At 49.7% G+C, this 19,431-nt stretch carries 20 protein-coding genes; 7 read left to right on the forward strand and 13 right to left on the reverse strand.

From position 1 onward, the window contains the following. Positions 1-32: 32 nt before the first annotated feature. From KNP91_RS15725 to KNP91_RS08475, 6 genes are all read right to left on the reverse strand, one after another. A complete protein-coding gene (locus KNP91_RS15725; RefSeq protein ID WP_251135966.1) occupies positions 33-437 on the reverse strand; it encodes a ComF family protein in 405 nt (134 codons plus the stop codon). Continuing rightward, entirely contained in the window at positions 424-549 is a 126-nt protein-coding gene (locus tag KNP91_RS15815; RefSeq protein WP_285801095.1) for a hypothetical protein, read from the reverse strand. The genes KNP91_RS15725 and KNP91_RS15815 overlap by 14 nt, the downstream gene beginning before the upstream one ends. Positions 550-676: 127 nt before the next feature. Then, complete coding sequence (locus KNP91_RS08460) at positions 677-1,891, reverse strand: helicase-related protein (protein WP_214849586.1); 1,215 nt, start codon at positions 1,889-1,891, stop codon at positions 677-679. A gap of 159 nt (positions 1,892-2,050) precedes the next feature. Next, a complete protein-coding gene (locus KNP91_RS08465; protein ID WP_214849587.1) occupies positions 2,051-2,896 on the reverse strand; it encodes a DegV family protein in 846 nt (281 codons plus the stop codon). 134 nt (positions 2,897-3,030) lie between these two features. Beyond that, positions 3,031-3,726 carry a response regulator gene (locus KNP91_RS08470; RefSeq protein WP_214765865.1) on the reverse strand — a complete coding sequence of 232 codons (696 nt, stop codon included), beginning with the start codon at positions 3,724-3,726 and terminating at the stop codon, positions 3,031-3,033. Next, a complete protein-coding gene (locus KNP91_RS08475) occupies positions 3,723-4,895 on the reverse strand; it encodes a sensor histidine kinase (RefSeq protein ID WP_214765867.1) in 1,173 nt (390 codons plus the stop codon). Before KNP91_RS08475 ends, KNP91_RS08470 begins: the two co-directional genes overlap by 4 nt. 98 nt (positions 4,896-4,993) lie before the next feature. Between KNP91_RS08475 and KNP91_RS08480 the strand changes: the two genes are divergently transcribed. From KNP91_RS08480 to KNP91_RS08490, 3 genes are all read left to right on the forward strand, one after another. Next, entirely contained in the window at positions 4,994-5,635 is a 642-nt protein-coding gene (locus tag KNP91_RS08480) for a YigZ family protein (protein WP_214849974.1), read from the forward strand. 68 nt (positions 5,636-5,703) lie between these two features. Next, the gene (locus KNP91_RS08485) at positions 5,704-6,735 is read left to right on the forward strand and encodes an LCP family protein (protein ID WP_214849588.1); all 1,032 of its coding nucleotides are present in this window, start codon (positions 5,704-5,706) and stop codon (positions 6,733-6,735) included. Then, complete coding sequence (locus tag KNP91_RS08490) at positions 6,710-7,141, forward strand: GNAT family N-acetyltransferase (RefSeq protein ID WP_214849589.1); 432 nt, start codon at positions 6,710-6,712, stop codon at positions 7,139-7,141. The genes KNP91_RS08485 and KNP91_RS08490 overlap by 26 nt, the downstream gene beginning before the upstream one ends. Before the next feature lie 80 nt (positions 7,142-7,221). On the opposite strand, the gene chrA is transcribed toward KNP91_RS08490, so the two are convergent. Genes chrA through KNP91_RS08510 form a run of 4 tightly spaced genes read right to left on the reverse strand, consistent with a single transcriptional unit; the run spans position 7,222 to position 11,113 of the window. Beyond that, positions 7,222-8,379: a chromate efflux transporter gene (gene chrA / locus KNP91_RS08495; protein ID WP_214849590.1), complete on the reverse strand. Its 1,158-nt coding sequence runs from the start codon at positions 8,377-8,379 to the stop codon at positions 7,222-7,224. A 54-nt stretch (positions 8,380-8,433) separates the two neighbouring features. Beyond that, on the reverse strand, positions 8,434-9,555 hold the full coding sequence (locus KNP91_RS08500; RefSeq protein WP_214849593.1) for a DUF418 domain-containing protein: 1,122 nt from the start codon (positions 9,553-9,555) through the stop codon (positions 8,434-8,436). Positions 9,556-9,610: 55 nt separating this feature from the next. Beyond that, positions 9,611-10,654, reverse strand: coding sequence for a glycosyltransferase family 4 protein (locus KNP91_RS08505; RefSeq protein WP_026827518.1), 1,044 nt, complete (start codon positions 10,652-10,654; stop codon positions 9,611-9,613). Between the two features lie 57 nt (positions 10,655-10,711). Further along, on the reverse strand, positions 10,712-11,113 hold the full coding sequence (locus KNP91_RS08510) for a Rok-like winged helix domain-containing protein (RefSeq protein WP_131502245.1): 402 nt from the start codon (positions 11,111-11,113) through the stop codon (positions 10,712-10,714). 292 nt (positions 11,114-11,405) lie between these two features. On the opposite strand from KNP91_RS08510, the gene KNP91_RS08515 reads away from it, so the two are divergent. Continuing rightward, positions 11,406-12,887, forward strand: a complete 1,482-nt coding sequence (locus tag KNP91_RS08515) for an N-acetylmuramoyl-L-alanine amidase family protein (protein ID WP_214849595.1) — start codon at positions 11,406-11,408, stop codon at positions 12,885-12,887. 151 nt (positions 12,888-13,038) lie between these two features. Here KNP91_RS08515 and pgmB read toward each other — a convergent pair whose 3' ends face one another. Further along, positions 13,039-13,701 carry a beta-phosphoglucomutase gene (pgmB, locus tag KNP91_RS08520; protein ID WP_214849598.1) on the reverse strand — a complete coding sequence of 221 codons (663 nt, stop codon included), beginning with the start codon at positions 13,699-13,701 and terminating at the stop codon, positions 13,039-13,041. A gap of 276 nt (positions 13,702-13,977) precedes the next feature. On the opposite strand from pgmB, the gene secA2 reads away from it, so the two are divergent. Both secA2 and KNP91_RS08530 read left to right on the forward strand, forming a co-directional pair. Further along, complete coding sequence (secA2, locus tag KNP91_RS08525) at positions 13,978-16,338, forward strand: accessory Sec system translocase SecA2 (RefSeq protein ID WP_214849599.1); 2,361 nt, start codon at positions 13,978-13,980, stop codon at positions 16,336-16,338. After that, positions 16,322-17,080 (forward strand): SLAP domain-containing protein, encoded by a 759-nt coding sequence (locus KNP91_RS08530; RefSeq protein ID WP_214849600.1) that lies wholly within the window; start codon positions 16,322-16,324, stop codon positions 17,078-17,080. The genes secA2 and KNP91_RS08530 overlap by 17 nt, the downstream gene beginning before the upstream one ends. A 50-nt stretch (positions 17,081-17,130) precedes the next feature. Here KNP91_RS08530 and KNP91_RS08535 read toward each other — a convergent pair whose 3' ends face one another. Both KNP91_RS08535 and KNP91_RS08540 read right to left on the reverse strand, forming a co-directional pair. Then, a complete protein-coding gene (locus KNP91_RS08535; RefSeq protein WP_234944539.1) occupies positions 17,131-17,463 on the reverse strand; it encodes an Asp23/Gls24 family envelope stress response protein in 333 nt (110 codons plus the stop codon). Between the two features lie 51 nt (positions 17,464-17,514). Next, entirely contained in the window at positions 17,515-18,582 is a 1,068-nt protein-coding gene (locus KNP91_RS08540) for an acyltransferase family protein (protein ID WP_214849601.1), read from the reverse strand. A 43-nt stretch (positions 18,583-18,625) separates the two neighbouring features. Between KNP91_RS08540 and KNP91_RS08545 the strand changes: the two genes are divergently transcribed. Next, complete coding sequence (locus KNP91_RS08545) at positions 18,626-19,366, forward strand: SGNH/GDSL hydrolase family protein (RefSeq protein ID WP_012371349.1); 741 nt, start codon at positions 18,626-18,628, stop codon at positions 19,364-19,366. Positions 19,367-19,431: the final 65 nt, after the last annotated feature.

Consider the following 19,431-nt stretch of genomic DNA (forward strand, 5'->3'; position numbering starts at 1 on the left):
TCATATTGAATATCGGCAGGAATGAAGATTTTTTAAACACTTCGAAATAAAGTTACCGCAGAAATTTCTTTGGCGCCGGCTTCATAAAGCCGTGAAGCCGCTTGGTGCAAGGTGATTCCGGTCGTATAGACGTCATCGACCAGCAAAATCGTTTTTCCGGTCACCGGCTGAATGACGTGATACGGATTGTCCCGTTCCAGTCGTTCGTGCCTCGTCTGATGACTGAATGCGACTCCGTCCGTCCGTTCCAGCACAAGCCGGACCCGTCCCCGCATCATCCGGGCGATCAGTTCCGCCTGATTGAATCGGCGTTCGCGCAAACGTTCCGGACTGAGCGGAATCGGGACAATCCAATCCTGTTTGACTTTTACCTTTTTGAGCTCTGTTTTAAACACGTCGAGCAAAGCCGTGTCCCCGAGAAACTTATACCGTTTCATGAACGCCTTTGCTTGTGTCTGATAAAGAAATAGCGGGTGCGTGACCAATCGTCGTCCATGGTTGCGCCAGTTCTGACAATCCGAACAGAGCGGCAGTCCCGGTTTTCCGCAATCCTCACACCCTCCGCATTCCCCTCTTTTTACAAATTCTATTTTACAGGTCGGACACAGGGTTTGACTAGTCCAGACATTTGATAACGTCCAGCCGGGTAAAAAGTCCTGCCTGCACAGGTAACAGTTCATCGAAATCCCTCCCGGTTCGCTCGTTTAATGTGATGAATCGCTTGGTACATCGCATCGGACCGGTCATTCGCAAACAATACGACGTCCCCTTCCGGAAAATCAGCATTTCGTCCGACCCGTCCGCTGATTTGAATCAAGGCCGCACTGCTGAAAGATTGATCGGCATCGAGAACTGCCACTTGAACGTCGACTAACGTCACGCCCCGTTCGAGGATCGTCGTTGTCAACAAAATACCGGTCGTCTGACGGAAACGGGCGACCTTTGTGACCCGCTCCGGATCGGCAGCATGGACGGTTTCGCACTCGATCCCCTGCTGATGCAAAAAGGTCTGCCATGTCTCAAGCGCCGCGACTTGCGGCACGAACAACAGACGTGGTTTAGTCGCATGCGTCCGAAGCCAGTCTACGATATCCTGTTTCGTATAGGGAATCTGCAGGCGGGGAATCGGCAACGGAAAACCATGATAGCGGCGCATCAAACGAACCGTTGGCAGGCGTTGATCGCGCAACGAAGGTGTCGCACTGAGTAAAATCAAAGAAGAACCGGGAGCTGTCGCCTGACGGACATAGCGGTGTAACGTCCGATCGGTCCGGTACGGAAAGGCATCGACCTCATCAATGAAGACGACGTCAAAACACGCGCGGTAATGAATCAATTGATGGGTCGTACTGATTGTGATGTCGCCGAGTCCCAACCGGTCAGCGGACCCTCCAAACAACGAAACGATGGTTGCCTGTTGAAACGCCCGTCTCAGATGCCCTGTCAATTCCCGGACGACGTCCGCGCGCGGCGTCGTAATCAGGACACGGCGATTCGTACAAAGTGCCCGTTCGATGCCCGGAAACAACATCGGCGTTTTTCCGGCGCCGCAGACGGCATGGACAAGCATCTTCTCTTGTTGATCAATCGTCCGGATAATCGCATCGGCAATCCGTTGCTGATCACTCGTCAAATTCAGTTCCGTATGATAATCGGGACGGACGGGGTCAAGCGGGCGCGGATCCGTGACAAGGCGGTCACACGTCCGCAGTTTGCCGAAAATCAAACAATGGCGGCAGTAATAACAGCGTTTCCCGCACGTACACGGTCCGCGGGTCGGTAATTTTCCGCACCGCTCGCAACGCCACGTGACAGCCGGCCGGTATTCAAGAGGAGCATCGACCGACATGTCGAGTCGGTAGTCGGGAATCAATCGTCCACGTAAATCCATAAGTCACTTCCTTTCGTTGACTGACTCTCCTTTTCGGCAAGTCGAACGGACTTCCTGCCGCCGCCTGGAAGCATCCATTTAGCATAACGGGACGAAAAAAGCGTACCTGCTTTCGCAGATACGCCGTTGTTCATTGTATGTCCTATGGATAATACAGGGTTACGCTTCTTGATACCAGGTGATGCCGATCGCACCGGGTCCTAAGTGGGTCCCGATGACAGGACCAAACACACTCATCTCAATCCGGGCGTCCGGGAACCGTTCTTGCAGGACGGCAATTTCCGCTTCCGCTTTTGAAGAGTCTTCCGCATGGATGACACCGATGACTTGACCGGCACCGGTTCCTTGAATCGTCTCATCCATCATTTCCTCAATCCGTTTGACGGCCCGTTTGAACGTCCGGATTTTTTCGAACGGCACGATTTTCCCGTCAACGAAATGAAGCACCGGTTTGATTTTAAGGAAAGAACCGACGACAGCTTGTGTCATGCTGAGACGTCCGCCGCGTTGGAGGTGTTCCAAGTCATCGACCACGAAATAGGCACGGATGACTTCTTTTAATGCTTCAAGACGGGCGACGATTTCAAGTGCCGTCGCGCCGGCGTCACGCATCCGAACTGCTTCCTTGACCAGGAAAGCCTGCGGCATGCAGGAGATCCGCGAATCAATCGGATGCACTTCGACGTGTTCGACCATCATGTTGATCGTATGTAGTGCCTGGTACGTCCCGCTGATTCCGCTCGATAGCGTGATGCCGATGATATCCGTCCCCTGCGGCAACTGTTCAAACGATTCAACAAGATCGCCGATGTTCGGCTGTGATGTCGTCGGTAAACTTCCTGTCTGAATGCGTTGATAAAAATCAGGTACGGAAATATCGAGTCCTTCACGATACGCATCTCCGTCGAAGATGACACTAAGCGGTGCAACGTGAACATTGTTTTCTTCACAATAGGTAGTTGGCAGATAGGCAGTGCTATCCGTTAAAATCACAATTTGGCTCATTCGTGAATTTCCTCGCTTTTAAGAGTTCCGTCGTGACATAAGGTATTCTGACAGGTCACAATCGCTTATTTATCATATCACAGGTTGAAGTTTTAAAAAAAGAAAGACGGAGCCGAATCGGCTTCCGTCCGTACTTAAACGACGACGACCCAGCCGCGGCGAATCGCTTCGACGACAGCACCGGTCCGGTCGGGCACATTCATTTTACGTAAAATAGAGGAAACGTGGTTTTTAACGGTCTTCTCACTGATGAACAACGTATCGCTGATTGCCCGGTTCGAGAAACCGTCCGCAAGTAGCTGCAACACTTCGCATTCCCGGCGTGTCAACACGTGCAGCGGTGCTTCTGCGACACGTTTTTCAATCGGTTGCGAAGACATCGTCTGCTTCATCTTCATCAGACGACGGTATTCCTGTAACAAGTTCGGTGTGACTTTCGGGTGAACGTATCCGCCTTCGCGGTACACGGACCGGATGGCATTGACCAGTTCATCCGTCGCCATCTCTTTTAAGAGATAACCGACCGCACCTGCGCCAAGCGCGTGCATGACATAGGTTTCATCGTCATGGATCGACAGGATGATGACCCGGACTTCGGGATGAACTTCCATCAAACGTTTTGTCGCTTCGACACCATTGACTTTCGGCATATTTATATCCATTAAGACGATATCAGGCTGATGTGTTTCAACGAGTGGAATCACGTCTGCTCCACTCTCGCCCTCCGCGACGACGACGAACTCTTCTTCAAAATCAAGAATCCGTTTGACGCCTTCCCGGAATAACTGATGATCGTCGATGATGACTACTTTTACTTGCTCGTTATTCACAGTGTTTCTCCTCTCGCTCCGGATTCCTCAACTGGAATCCTTACCTTGATGACTGTCCCTTTACCCGGCTGCGTCTCAATTTCAAACTCACCGTCTATCAATTCAATCCGTTCCCGCATCCCGATCAGTCCGAATGACTCATCGCACGATTCGACAATCGAATCAAAGTCAAATCCAATCCCGTTATCCTTGACGTGGATTCGGACGGAATGTTGATACTGTTCTATGATAATACGAATGTCCCCTGCTTTGGAATGCTTAACTGCATTTTGGACCGCTTCCTGGACAATTCGGAAGACGGCGACTTCATAGGTCGATTCAATCCGTTCCCCGCCACCGAGATAATTAAAGTGAATCGGAATGCTGGAGATTTCCTGCATATGCCGTAAATACCGTTCCAGTGTCGGGACGAATCCGAGATCGTCAAGCGTCATCGGACGTAAATCGTAAATGATGCGGCGAATATCGGCGAGTCCGTCACGGATCAATTTCCGCAGACGGTGGATCTCTTCAAAGGCCGCTTCTGCACCGTTATGTTGGTGAATCTTTTCAATTAAATCGGCGCGGATCAACACATGTGCAAGTGTCTGCGCCGGACCGTCATGCATATCCCTCGACAGGCGGCGCCGTTCATTTTCCGCCGATTGGAAGACCTTTAAGCCCATCTCCTGTTTTTGCATTGCTTTTTCGTACTTTTCGTTCATGACCTGCATGTCGTCCGTCAGGAAGTTCAGCACGACGGAAACCCGGCTGATCAACATGTCGGCACGTTCAATCGTTTCATCCAGTTGAACGAGACGGCGTTCCAGCTCGTCCCGGCGCTTTCGGCAGTTCATCTCATCACGTTGATTGATGAACGATTCGAGTTGGAGTGCGTTGGCTGTCTCATAAGCAGTCCGGATGTCTTGTTCTGAGTAGTTGTCGAAGTTTTTGCTCACGATGACGAGTCGCGCTTTCGAATCCTTAATATGTCGTTCTAGCCGTTCAGCTTCTTTTATATAGTCGTGAACGCGTGTCTTCAGTTCCCGTAACTCCTGCTGGATTTCAGCATACTGTTCCCGCGAACTTTCCGTAATCCGGACGATTTCTTCCCGGCTTTCTTCTACGACACCAATGATGTTCTGTACGATATCATTCAAGGACAGTCGCTCCCCCATCTCATTCGTCATACTACTCCCTCCGTTCCTTGCCAGTCCCCACGGTTGTCTCTCTCTCGAATCGTCGTTATGCTAGAAAGAACTAGTTAACGAGGAGGACATTTTTGATTATGACATTATTTAATTATTATACAGTAAAAGAAAACGGTTTCCATGAAATCATTATCCAAAAGTCACGATTTATTACATATTTGGCGCGTGCCACCTCGGAAGAAGAGGCACAGCGCTTCATTGCCGACCTCAAAAAAAAACATTCGGATGCCAATCATAATTGCTCCGCTTACGTCATCGGCGAACACAATGAGATTCAAAAAGCCAACGATGACGGGGAGCCGAGCGGAACGGCAGGCGTCCCGATGCTCGAAGTCTTAAAAAAACGGAATCTCCGCAATACCGTTGTCGTCGTGACCCGGTACTTCGGCGGCATCAAGCTCGGCGGCGGCGGCTTGATCCGGGCTTACGGTTCCAGTGTCTCGGAAGGGTTGAACGCTGTCGGCATCGTGGAGCGGATTGCCCACGATTTAGTCGAAGTCACAGTCGATTATACATGGCTCGGAAAGCTGGAGAATGAGTTACGGGCAACCGAACACATCATCGATCAGATTCATTATCTCGATCATGTCAAAATCGATGTCTGGGTCGAAGAAACCGCCGTCCCTGCTTTTTTTGAGTGGATGACGAATTTGACGAACGGACAGGCTCTGCTTGAGAAAACCGATTCGCGCTACGTCGAACGTGACATTCAACCTTGACCTGCTATACTGATTGTAAAGAATTTAAAAGTTTTTTAATAATTCAGTAAAGTAAGGAGTAATGAACCGTGGATGATTCCAAACGATCCCGTTCTGCCAAACCAAAACCAAAGCGGTCGTGGTTTAAAGTGTTCGTCACCGTCTTTCTGGTCGTTTTCATCGCCGGAGGTGCTGCATTTGCCTATGTCGCCAACAAAACGTTTCAAACAGCTAAACAATCGGAAGTCGAACTGTCGCGCGGCGATAAATCAGATAAGCGGGCTGCTGCCGTCGACTTAACGAAAGATCATTTTTCCGTCCTGCTCGTCGGAACGGATGAACGTCCCGGCGATACGTCCTCACGCGCCGATACGATGATTGTCGCAACGTTCAACAAAACGGATAAACAAGTCAATTTACTGAGTATTCCCCGTGATTCCCTCGTCATGATTCCGTCTGTCGGGTACGAAGATAAAATCAATCATTCCTATGCATTCGGTGGCATTGATTCAACGATTGAGACCGTCGAAACGTTACTTGATATCCCGATCGATTATTACGGTTCGATCAACTTCAACGGTGTTGTGGCGATCGTCGATGCCGTCGGCGGCATTGACGTTGATGTCAAATTACCGATCGATACGTTGAATTCCTCCGATAAAAAAGGCGGCGTCAAGCTCGAACCCGGTCTTCAACGGTTAAATGGTGAGGAAGCCCTTGCCTACGCCCGGATGCGTTACGAGGATCCGGAAGGCGATATCGGCCGGACCAAACGCCAACAACAGGTCGTCCAGGCGATCATCGACCAATCGACGTCATTCGGATCCATCACGAAGCTGAATAAACTGATGGATGCGACGGGTGATAATTTCACGACGAACATGTCCCTGACGGAAGCGTTCCAATTACAACCGTTCGTCAAGTCCTTGAACACCGTCAACCGGATCGACTTAAAGGGAACGGATACAAAAATCAACGGTGCCTACTATTATCAGCTCGACCCGAGTTCACTCGCCGATGCGAAAACAATGTTAAAGGAACAGCTGAACTTACCGGAGACGGCTGACGATTCGACCACTACACCGGAGGTTTCCAATGATTCGACCGTTGAAAGCAACTGATTATCCCGAACTGCACCGGCTCCAGCAACAAGCGTACCGTGTCGAGGCTGATTTAATCGGTGCCACTTTCTTTCCGCCGCTTCTTCAGTCGGAAGCAGCACTTCACGAAGAACAACCGGCCGGTTACATCACGCGTCTCGACGAACGGCTCGTCGGCGCTTTGACCGTCGAAGGGGAAACGATCACCCGGTTGCTCGTCTCCCCGGATTATTTTCGTCAGGGTATCGCGACGCAATTAATCTGGTATGCCTTGGAACATCAACCGCTTCGTGTCGTTTCGACGGCCGCCTTAAACGAACCGGCCATCGCTTTGTATCGCCAATTCGGATTCCGGCCTGTTCATCAAGTCAGACGGGATGCAATCGTCCTCGTCACACTTGAACGTGACGATGTACTTGATGTGTAACGAATCATAGAAAAAGGGGTGACGGATATCAATATCCGTCACCCCTTTTTAGCTGTAAATACTCGTACGTTTGACGTCAATCAGAACCATCCCATGATCGATCCCATCACTGCACCGAGGATCACAATCCGGAGCGGTGATTGTTTGTAGAAACGGAGCAGGCAAAACAGTCCGAAAGCGATCAAAAAATCGATTCCTGTTTTGACACTCGACGTGAAGATCGGATCATATAACGCAGCGAGCAGAATACCGACGACTGCTGCATTGACCCCAATCAACATCCGTCCGACCTGTTTATTGCCGCGGACCCGGTCCCAAAACGGCAAGACTCCAAGGACAAGTAAAAATCCGGGCAGGAAAATCGCGAGCGTCGCCAGGATTCCGCCCATCAGTCCGTTCACGACCGTCCCAAGATACGTCGCGAACGTAAAGAGTGGCCCCGGAACAGCTTGCGCTGCCGCATAACCGGCCAGGAAACTATCGCCTGTCAAAAAGTCCGGCACCAGAGATTGCTGTAAAAACGGCAGGACGACATGTCCACCACCAAACACGAGGGCACCGGCACTGTACATGATACTCGTCAGCTGAAGATTCCCCGCGGCATTCGCCGCAAGGAACGGTGTTACGACAAGCAGGACGATGAACAGGATCAAAGCACTGATACTGAGCCATTTCGGGACACGGATATTGAGTCCGCCTCCACTTTCCGGTTCGTCCTTAAACAGAAATAATCCAAGCACGGCTGCAAGCAGCAGGACACCGACTTGCGCGAGCGGATGGGCGATCAACAAGACACCGGCCAACGCCAGCAACATCAAAAATAACCGTTTCGGACCGACGGCAAGTTTTGTCCCCATACCGAGCACGGCGTCTGCAACGATCGCGACGGCAACAAGCTTGAGACCGTGAATGAAGCCTGCTTCCTTCAAATCGAATTCGGTTGCGAGCACTGCGAACAGAATCAGTAAAATGCTCGACGGTAACGTAAAGCCGATGAATGAGACGATCGCACCGACGACGCCTCCCCGAACAAGACCAATCCCCATCCCGACCTGACTCGAAGCCGGTCCGGGCAGAAATTGACAAAGGGCGACAAGATCGGCGTATGCTTTCTCATCCACCCACTTCCTTCGTTTGACATATTCCTCGTAAAAGTACCCTAAATGGGCGACAGGTCCGCCAAATGACGTTAATCCAAGTTTTAATGAGACGATGAAAATTTCAATCCATCTGTTCATCCGATCACCTCTACGCTGAATTATACGAAAACTTTGTAAATTTTCTGTGACCATTCAGGTGTTTCGTGATTTTTTCCGTCCATATGTGACAGTTCTCCAAAAAGTCTCGACCGGCCCTTGACGATAGCGCTTTAAGTACCAGCTCGAGAAGATGACTTGTACAACCAATACCGCGATGACGAGCAACGTACCTTGCCAGAGCGGAATCGTCCCGTACCGTCCGGTCATGAACAGCACCAGTGTAAAGATGACCGTCTGCATGAGGTAATTCGTCAACGCCATCCGTCCCAACACTTGAAATCCCCTTAACGGACGGCCTGATCGGACGAGTAAGGCAATTCCCGCCGCATATGCGACAGCAAGGGTACGACCCGACAGCCAGACGAAAAAGTAATTGGCCAATCCGTCCGGGAAACGCCCTTGATGAATCTGAACAATCGGATAGAGCAACGGCAACGACAGCAACAGACTGGCACCAAACACAAGACGAATCGTCCGGGTCGCCGGCGGACGGACCGTGAATCGTTCCATCAAGTAGGCTCCGATTAAAAACAGGGAAAGAATTTCCGGCCAGATTGCCAGAGAATTCGTTAAACCGTGCGGCAATTGAATGGTCGCATGATAGATGACGAATGCCGCGACGTCATGTGCCGCCACGATTGATTGCAGCGTCGTATCCGGGTCCGGAATCGACCGGTCGCCGACGGACTCGGCATATTGATAAATCGACAGATACCGAAAGAAGACATACAGCTGTAAGGCGAGAGCGGCCCACAGCTTCGTCGACGGTCGTGTCTGAACGAACGCAAGCAGCATCAGACCGCACAGGGCATAGGTCTGCAGGATATCTCCTCTCCAGAACAGCAGATGGATGAGACCGAACAGAAATAAAGCGAGTAAACGGCGGACAAAAATCCACAGTGATTTGCGTTTTACCCGCAAGCGGTTGATGAACAGAATGAAGCCGGCTCCGAATAAAACGCTGAACAACGTATAGAATTTTGTTTGGATGAACAGGTCAAACAGGAGACGCAACAGCTGATCGGTGCTCCCCATCTCACGCGTGAAACGTTCGCCAAGAAAGCTCGGCATATTAACAAAGAGGATGCCGCATAAAGCGAATCCCCGCAACACATCCAGATAGATAATTCGGTCGGCTCGTTCAATCGGATTCATCTCGACTCCCCTATCGCCAAATCAGCCGCCCAAATTCCTTTGAGCGGCTGATTGGTCATTTTGATGTCATTCGTTCCAGCAAATTCAGTAACGGTCGATAGCGCTCGCCCAGTAATCCAAGCGATTCGACTAAAATATCGAGTACGAGCAATAACATCAGCAAGGAAACGAGTGCTCCAAGCGAAGTCGTTTGTGAAAAGAGGACCGCTGTCATCCCGAAGACGGCACACAATCCGTAAATGACGAGCACCGCCTGCCGCATCGTAAATCCAAGATCGAGTAACCGGTGATGAAGATGGGCTTTATCCGGTGCAAACGGTGGTTTTCCTTGTAATACCCGTCGCACAATCGCAAAAAGCGTATCGGAAATCGGGATTCCGAGCAGGATGACCGGCACCGCGAGTGAAAACAAGGTGACGTTCTTGAAACCAAGCAACGACAAAACACCCAACATGTATCCGAGGAATAACGCACCGGTGTCTCCCATGAAAATCTTGGCCGGATAAAAGTTGTGGAACAGAAAACCAAATGTACTCATCAATAAAAGAATCGCGACAATCGTCACGTAGACATTGCCCTGAATGACGGCCAGGCTGATCAGCGTCAACAAAACGATGCTCGAGACACCGGCTGCCAGTCCATCCAACCCGTCGATCAGGTTGACGGCATTCGTGATACCGATGACCCATAAAAACGTCAGCGGAACACTCCACCAGCCGAGAAACAATTGTTGGTCGAACGGTAAGTTAATGAACTCGATCCGGATGCCGCCGTTTAAGACGACGACGGCCGCGACGATCTGCCCCATTAATTTAAGCCGGGCATTTAATTGAAAACGGTCATCGAGTGCTCCCGTCAAAATCACGACAAAGCCTCCGACCAGGATATGTGTCGCATAGGGACTGGAAGGTTGCAAAATAAAGTAACCGATCATGAATGCGATGTAAATCGCAAGTCCGCCTAACCGCGGCATAATTCGTACGTGTACCTTTCGCGCGTCCGGACTGTCAACGGCACCGACTGCAATCGCAAAGCGTTTTACAACGGGTGTGATCAGTAAGGCCGCGATAAAACAGACAATGGACGCCGTCCATAACATAATAACATCACGCTCCTGCGCGAATTATATCATAAAAAAAAAGAGCCGACGAGCGGCTCACATGAAGATTGGGACTTCTGCAGATGGATCATATGTATAGATGCCGCGTCCGACTTTTTTAATCGCAGGATTCGCTTGTTCCACTTTAGCCATCAATTGATAGATGTTGCTGATTTGGTGACGGTACCGGAGTTCGAGTTCCATCTGGATATCGCGTGCCGACATCGACTCGCGCTCACGCATCAAGTCACTGATTTGGTGGACATAGACTTCCAGCGGGTAACGTTGATTCACTCGGCGTTGTTTAAGGGGACGTTCTTGTGTCACCGCGATTTCTTTTGCTGAATCGCTTGTTCCCCGGCTTAATTCTGCAATTAAATATTCAGCGCGTCGTTGCAAACGACGGTATTCCTCTTCGATTTCCATCAGTTCTCGGTAGATATGTTCACTCGATCCCATTTGTTAACCCACTTTCCTAAATTAAACATAAATATTTCAATTATGTTTCAATTGTATGTTTTTTGAAATAAAACAAACTACATTTTGCCTCTTTAATATATAATTTTATTATATATTTAATTATTCTGTAATATTTTTCTCTCATTGGTTGTCACTTGACTACACTTCATATTAACAGAAAGGAGCTAAAACGGAATAGATAAATTATAAATTAAACTATTTTAAAAATACTTAATTGACTATATAAGGTTTTATACGTATTTATTCTACTTAAAAGGAGACTGGAAATTTAATGGACAAATTAACTAAAATCCTAACAAAGGCACTAGTACTTTTGCTTCTGACTGCCATCGCTTTTCCGTCCTCATTAGTATCGGCTGCATCCGGCGTAACGTTTACGAAAACAACCTATCAAACAACGGATTTATTGAATTTACGCTCGACTGACTCGATCTCTTCGAAAAAATTAACGACGATTCCGAAAAAAACGTCTCTCACATCCAACTACCGGATCGGGGAGTGGTATCGTGTCACGTACAGCGGCAAGACGGGTTATGTACTCGGTCAATACTTAACGAAAGTCGTCACCGGAACGAGTTTTACAAAAACGAATTACCAGACGACAGATGCTTTGTCGTTACGACAGGCAGCCTCGACGTCTTCCGCACGTCTGTTGACGATTCCCGCGAATACGAAGCTCGCATCAAGCTTCCGGGACGGCGATTGGTACAAAGTGACGTATAACAATAAAACCGGTTTCGTATCGGGTGCCTATCTAAAGAAAGTGACGGCATCGTCGACAGCCTATACGACGACGGAACGGCTGAACTTCCGGACTGCACCGACGACATCTGGCGCTCTATTGATGACGATTCCGAGCAATCAAGTCGTCCAGTCCTTATCCGTCAGCTCCAACTGGCACAAAATCAGTTACGGTGGGAAAACCGGATATGTCATGGGGACGTATTTAAAAAAAGGTACGGCTTCTCCGACCGTCCCGACTGCCGGAACGGCGGATTACAGCGGTAGCAAGATGTACGTCCTGATTGATGCCGGAAGCACCGTCGCCTTACGGGCATCCGCTTCCGTTCTCAGCGGACAAATCACCCGTCTCGGCCGTGGTACACCGCTTCTCGTGACAAACAATCTTCATAAGACACGTGGTTTTGTAGCTGTCCAAACAGCTGACGGACGTCGCGGTTATGTGGAAGCTACTTATTTGACGCTCTTTCAACCAAGTCCGTCTAATCGTCCATTGATTGTCCTCGATCCCGGACACGGCGCTTACGATCCGGGTGCAGTCCGAGCCGGATTCGCAGAACGGGACATCGTCCTGTCCGTCGCGCGTCAAGTCGCCGGTCTGCTGGCAGGAAAAGTGGATTTGACGTTAACACGCTACACAAACGATTATTATCCGTCACTCGGCGACCGGAGTGCGATGGCAAACGCTTTGTCGACGTCACGGTTCGTCAGCATCCATATCAATGCTTCGAATGGTACCAGTGCGTCCGGTGCGGAAAGTTACTACTATAAGGGAACAACTTCCGTTCAGCTCGCACAGGCGATTCAGCAACGGCTGACAGGTTACGCCGGCATGCGCGACCGCGGTGTCCACTTTGCCAATTATGCTGTCATTCGCGGAACGCAGGCACCGGCCGTCCTGGCGGAACTCGGTTTCCTATCGAATGCGTCAGATCGTGCGAAACTGGCAGACCCCGCTTATCAGGCACGTTACGCCCAGGCGATTGCCGACGGTATTCTCGCGACACTTTAAGTTCAAAGACTGTAAAACGCTCATTCCGTCTATCGGAACGAGCGTTTTTTATATGACAAAAGGACCGCTCAGGGAAGCGGTCCTTTTGTACTCACATGAAAAGAGATTGATCAGATAAAACCATCTGCCATCAGGGAATGGCGGATTTTCATTAGCGACTAGCTAGAATCTGCTCAAGGGAAAGCAAATCCGTCGAATCGACACGATAGTCTGCCTCATGTAACGTCGTTTCCGGACCGACTCCGACAGCATACATACCCGCTGCGTGAATGGCCGTGATTCCTGCCGCTGCATCTTCTACACCGATGCAACGTTCAGGTGCGACGCCAAGCGCCTCTGCTGCCCGTAAAAACACTTCAGGGTGTGGTTTTGACTGGGCGACGGTTGCCGCATCGACGATGTCATCAAAATAGTGCCGGACTCCAAGTGCCTCAACGACAGTCAACGCATTTTTAGAAGCTGACGCCATTCCGATTTTCAGCCCAGTCGCACGGATTTCATCCAGGAATGCAATGATTCCCGGTAAAAGATCCTGTTCTGAAATATGTTGGATCAACGTGACGTAATGGTCGTTCTTTTTCGTTGCGAGCGCTTCTTTTTCCTGAGCGGTAAAAGCATCCTGCTTCCCGCCAAGTGTCAAAATCCGCTCCAGTGAATCGGTCCGACTGACGCCTTTCAGTGTTTCGTTGAACTCCCGGTCGAACGGAATGTCCAACTCCTCACCCAGTTGTTTCCAAGCCAGATAATGATACTCGGCTGTATCGGTAATTACGCCGTCCAAGTCAAAAATGACCGCTTCAATCGTTGGTGCCATCCGACATCCATCCTTTCATCCATCGTACATGAAAGACAAGAAATCGAATGATTTGCGCAAACGATTGCACTTGCCTCAAGAATTATTTTACCTGTTCCCCTCCCCCTTTGCAAGCGTTATCAAAAAACAAATCCAAATCGTTTCCGTTTCTAAAAAGAAACCGTTTTCAATTTCAAGGGAATGTTTTACTTATTTCGTTCTTTTCTATTCGTTTTACAATTTTTAACTGTTATAATAAAAGCGAGTTTGACAGTCGAACCGAAGGAGTGACCAATCATGTTTCAGCGCGTTAAACAATTAATAGATGAACAGAGTCGCAGAATGCGTCGTTATGAAAAAACCGTTTTATTAATTAACAGCTTAGAAGCAGAAATGGAACAAAAAACGGATGAAGAACTACAGCTTTTGACCACATCCTTGAAAAATCGTCTGCAGGCCGGTGAGAAAATCGAGGCAATCACCGTGACTGCCTTTGCCCTTGTCCGGGAAGCCAGCAAGCGGACACTCGGTCTTCGTCATTACGATGTCCAGTTGATCGGCGGACTCGCCCTTCTGTCCGGACATATCGCCGAAATGGCGACCGGTGAGGGAAAAACACTCGTCGCGTCACTCGCTAGTTTCACCCAGGCCCTGCACGGTCAAGGGGTCCATGTCATCACCGTCAACGAATACCTCGCTCAGCGTGATGCGGAACAGATTGGTCAGATTCACCGTTTCCTGGGTTTGACGGTCGGCATCAATTCAGCAGAACTGTCATTCGAAGAAAAACAGCAGGCTTATGCCGCTGATATTACATACGGAGTCGGAACGGAATTCGGCTTCGACTATCTGCGGGACCATTTGGTCATGCGGCAGGAAGATCGTCTGCAACGTCCCCTCCGCTTCGCGTTAATCGATGAAGTCGACAGTGTTTTGATCGACGAAGCCAAAACCCCTCTCATCATGGCGGAACGGGACACCGTTCACGAAGGTTTACAACAGTTGGTCCGTCATGTCGTCAAAGACTTTAAAGAAGACGCCGATTATACGTTCGATGAAGAAATCAAGGCGGTCGCCTTGACGGATCAAGGCATCGAGACGATTGAGCAGACTTTCGGCATCGATCAGCTGTTTGCAGCGGAACATGCTGTCTTGTTCCATTATGTCATTCAGGCGCTGCGGGCTCATGTCGTTCTCCAAAGAGACGTTGATTACATCGTCAAGGATGATAAGATTGCACTCGTCGACCTGTTCACCGGTCGTTTGATGGAAGGACGCAGTTTATCGGACGGTCTCCACCAAGCGCTTGAAGCGAAGGAACACGTCAGCGTGACCGAAGAAAATCGGACGACAGCGCAAATCACGATCCAGCATTACTTCCGTCTCTATCAACACGTGTGCGGGATGACCGGGACCGCTGCCACTTCCCGTGATGAATTTTTGAAGACGTACCGGATGGATGTGGTATCGATTCCACCGAACCGTCCGAAAATCCGAATCGATGAAGCGGATGTCCTGTTCTTGACGAGTCCTGAGAAATACAGCGCGATTGCGGCAGCGACCGAAACAGCTCATTCGACGGGGCAACCGGTCTTGATCGGAACGACTTCGATCGAACAATCCTTAAAGGTGGCAGACGTCCTCGATCAGCGGCACATTCCTTACGAGATTCTGAACGCCAAAACGGTCGACCAGGAAATTCGGATCATCGAGTCCGCCGGCCGCCACGGCCGGGTGACGATTGCGACGAACATGGCAGGACGCGGAACGGATATCCTGCTCGATGATGCGGCGAAAGCGCAAGGTGGTCTGTTCGTCATCGGCACGGAACGTCACGAATCGGTCCGAATCGATAACCAGTTGCGTGGCCGAGCGGGACGTCAAGGAGATCCCGGTTTGACACGCTTCTATCTGTCGCTTGAAGATGAACTGCCTCGACGGTTTGCCCGTGAACGATTAGAGCGCGTCAAAAAGAAGCTCGCTCCTGTCTCGGGTCCGATCAGTGCAAAAGAAGCTCAGCAGCTGATGGCTTATGCGCAGGAAACCTGCGAATCGGTCAACCGCAGCGTCCGTGACGATCTCGTCCAACTCGAGGAAGTCATCAGTGAACAACGTCTTGCCATCTATCGTCTCCGCAATCAAATCGTTGATTCGGCGACACTGGACCAATTCGTCCAGCCGTTTGCCGCCCGGACCGTCCAAGCCTATCTCGATCAGTATTTGACGGACGACCTCGTTCCGGAAGAATGGCCGATTGAATTATTGACGACGGAGCTGGAACAATTGTTGCATCAACCGGTCGAACTGCCTCTGGCTGACTCGATTGAAACAATCAAACAGCAACTGGAACCGCTCATTGCTGCGGTCGACCAGCGAATGGCCTTACAGATCACCGAAGATGAAGAAACGGCGCGACGGTTCATGTTACTGGCACTCGATGAGCAGTGGACGAGTCATTTGACAGCGATGAATTCCCTCAAGGAAGGGATTCATTTACGCAGCTACGGTCAAGAACAGCCGGTCCGAATTTTCGAACGGGAAGGTATGGATTATTTCCGTTATGCGATCTTCAGTTTTGAAAAACAAGTCGTTTCCGGACTATGCCGTCCGGAAGAAACCACTCTGCAAGGAGGACTGCTTCATGCAACCGTCGATTGAAGATGAAATTCAACCCGCGCTTTACTTTACCGAAGATATGCCGATCGTCAAAGAAGACGAGTATGTTTTTCGGTACGCACTCAATCAGTTACCGAAACTCGGACCGAATCAGTTGGCTATCCACCTCTTTCAAGTATTGCAGACGGAACCGTTGCAGCTGATTGCGTTGTTCCAAAATACACTTGAACGTTCTTTCCAGCTCAATGATCTGGTTGTCCTCGTCCTGTCAGGCGATCAGCTCGTCGCAAGGAAGACATTTACGATCGAGGAGGTACCGGTGTTGCTTCCGAAAGCGACCTTACCGCTTTGGCTCGACTTTTCGGAGGAAGAGCAGTTCGTCGAGTTGTCGACGCTTGATGCTCCGCTCGAACTGGTTTTCTCCAATGAACAGTTAACGGATCTCGTCATCGATGATTCCTTTACTGCTTCGGAGCAACGCCTGATTCGTCAAATTGCTTTCTCTCATCCTGCTCCACCGACAGACGGCTGGTCCTTGTTGCCGGTCTCAATTTTCAAACAGGAACAGATCGTCGAGTCCATTTTACTGGTCCGCAATCCGAGTGGACAAACGCTCGAACTCGACTCACTAGCGTTTGAGTTGTTGCTTGGTGATCAGGTGGTCGCCGTAACCCGGCATGCCTCGGTGACCGTGTCTCCGCAAAGCGAACAAGCGGTCCGCCTGCTGTTTGACTACACGGCACATCCGAGTGATGCTTTGGCTTTACGGTACCTGCCGGAATAATTCCTTCAAAAAAAGGGGCTTCTCGTCAATGACGAAAAGCCCCTTTTGGATTATCCTTTTAATAAACCGATGACACGAACATTGACCGCTTTCGGCTGGAATGCCAACATGTTTTCCATGTCTTGGGCAATCCGTTCCTGTACTTTTCCTGCTGTCTTGATAATCGACATCCCGTATTTGATATGAACCGAAAGACTGACCGTAATGGCACCGTCCTCGTCTTCGACCTTCACGAGCTTGACCATCTGTTTTTCCTGTAACTTCGAATCGTCCTGAGTAAAAGCAATTCCTTCTGTTTCCTGAACCGCTACCCCGGCAATCACTTCAATCACTTGTTGAGAAACGTTGACGACACCATCCGCATTGTTTAAGTTATACGACATACTTTCCACGCCCTTCATCTATTAATCGCTCTACTTTAAAGTGTATAGCATTTAACCTTTTTTTGAAAGGTCTTGTCGTTCTTCGACGATCGGACGAATATCGATTTCGATCAACGGACGCATCAGACGGACAATCAACGGATGAATGATGACGCCGACAATCAACAAGGCGACACCGATGACGATCAGCAGGGCGAGCCAGGTTTGCGGTACGAAAGCTGTCGTTACGTACTGCCGCCATGCCATGACGAAGAAGACGTGCAGCAGATAGACATATAAACTGAGCTCTCCGGCCCGTGTCACGAGCGGCAGACGACGCATCGGGACGAGCATCATAAAGCCTAGAGACGCCGTAATCGACAGGAAGTAGATGACACTGTGCTTCAACACACCGACCCAGGCATCACTGTCATACTGTTCGACATACGGGAAACGATGCTTGAACGCATTTGCCAAGGCGACGATTTCCTGTGGTGTATCGCGCCATGCTTCATAGAGAAGGAAACCGACGACGCTTGCGAAAGCCAGCCCGCCGATCAATCGGACGTTCATCCGCCGTTTAAAGCTTTTCGGCATTTCGAAAATCCGGATGAATTCGTGTTCCGACAAGTAGTTCCCGAGCAGGAAGTACGGATAGAACATGATCAATTTTCGTAAAGCCAGAAATCCGGTGTTTTCTAATTCAAAACCGTATAATAAGGCAAAAGCGAGTCCGAACCAGACATAGCCGCGCAGATGGACGACATACGGCGTGACGATATACCAGACAACCATGACGAATAAATACCAGAGTGCCCAGTACGGCCGGAGCAGATGCGTTCCGAGATTTTGTCCGGATAACAACGGCAGTCCTTCTCCAAACGTTGCCCATGAGCCAATCAAAATCTGCCAGACACAATAGACGGCAAACAGTTGAATGACACGCAAGTATTTATTTTCCCGGAAGAAGTAGCCGCTTAAAATAATGAATAATGGCATGTGAAACGAATAAATGACCAGGTACACTGTTTCGAGTAACTTTCCATCGTAATCAAACCGTAAATCCGTCAGCATGTGACCAATTACTACGAAAATGACAAGGAATCCTTTGATATTATCAAACCACGGATTTCGATTCATGTTACACTACCCCTTATACTCCCTCGAAAGGAACGATTGTTTTATGAAAAAAGCACTAGTCATTCTCTCGATCGTCGCCAACGTCGTCCTCCTCGCGTTATTGCTCGGACGTAAACCGATCGAGTTATTCGAGCAGGCCTTTCCTGCGACGAACACACAGCCTATTTCGACATTCCAATATACGAAAAATCCGAACTACGTCCGCTTGAATAGTCTTTTCCATACTTATCAATACCCAAAATCACCGAATTCTGTCATGCTCGGTGACTCGATGACGAATTTTGGTGATTGGCGGATCCTGCTCAATGATCCGACAATTGTCAATTTCGGAATTCCCGGTGATACGACGGAAGGCTTTCTGACCCGCCTCGACCTGATTGTCGAGATGAAACCGAAACGTGTTTTCCTGATGGGCGGCATCAACGACATCCGGCACTTCACCCCGATTCCGACGATCACGGAAAACATGACGACAATTGTGACGACACTGCGAAAAAATAACATTGATGTCGTCATTCAGTCAACGTTACCCGTCGCACCCAAGTACTCCGATTCGGTCCGTGTCAATCGTGACGTCGAAGCCTTGAACCGGAATCTCGAGCAGCTTGCCAAATCAGCCGGTGTTCCGTTTGTCGATTTACGTCCGGAGTTGACGAATCAACAGGGTTATCTTCAAAACCGGATGACATACGACGGACTCCATCTGGTCGGCGGCGGCTACCTGCGATGGAGTGATGCGTTAAAACCATTTGCGGAACGGATTCAGATTACGGAAAACAAATGAACGTCGAAAAAAGGAGACTCCGTTTTTTACGGATTCTCCTTTTTTCGACGTTCATCTACGCGGTG

The sequence above is a fragment of the Exiguobacterium sp. s138 genome, from assembly GCF_018618775.1.
Lineage (GTDB): Bacteria > Bacillota > Bacilli > Exiguobacteriales > Exiguobacteriaceae > Exiguobacterium_A > Exiguobacterium_A artemiae.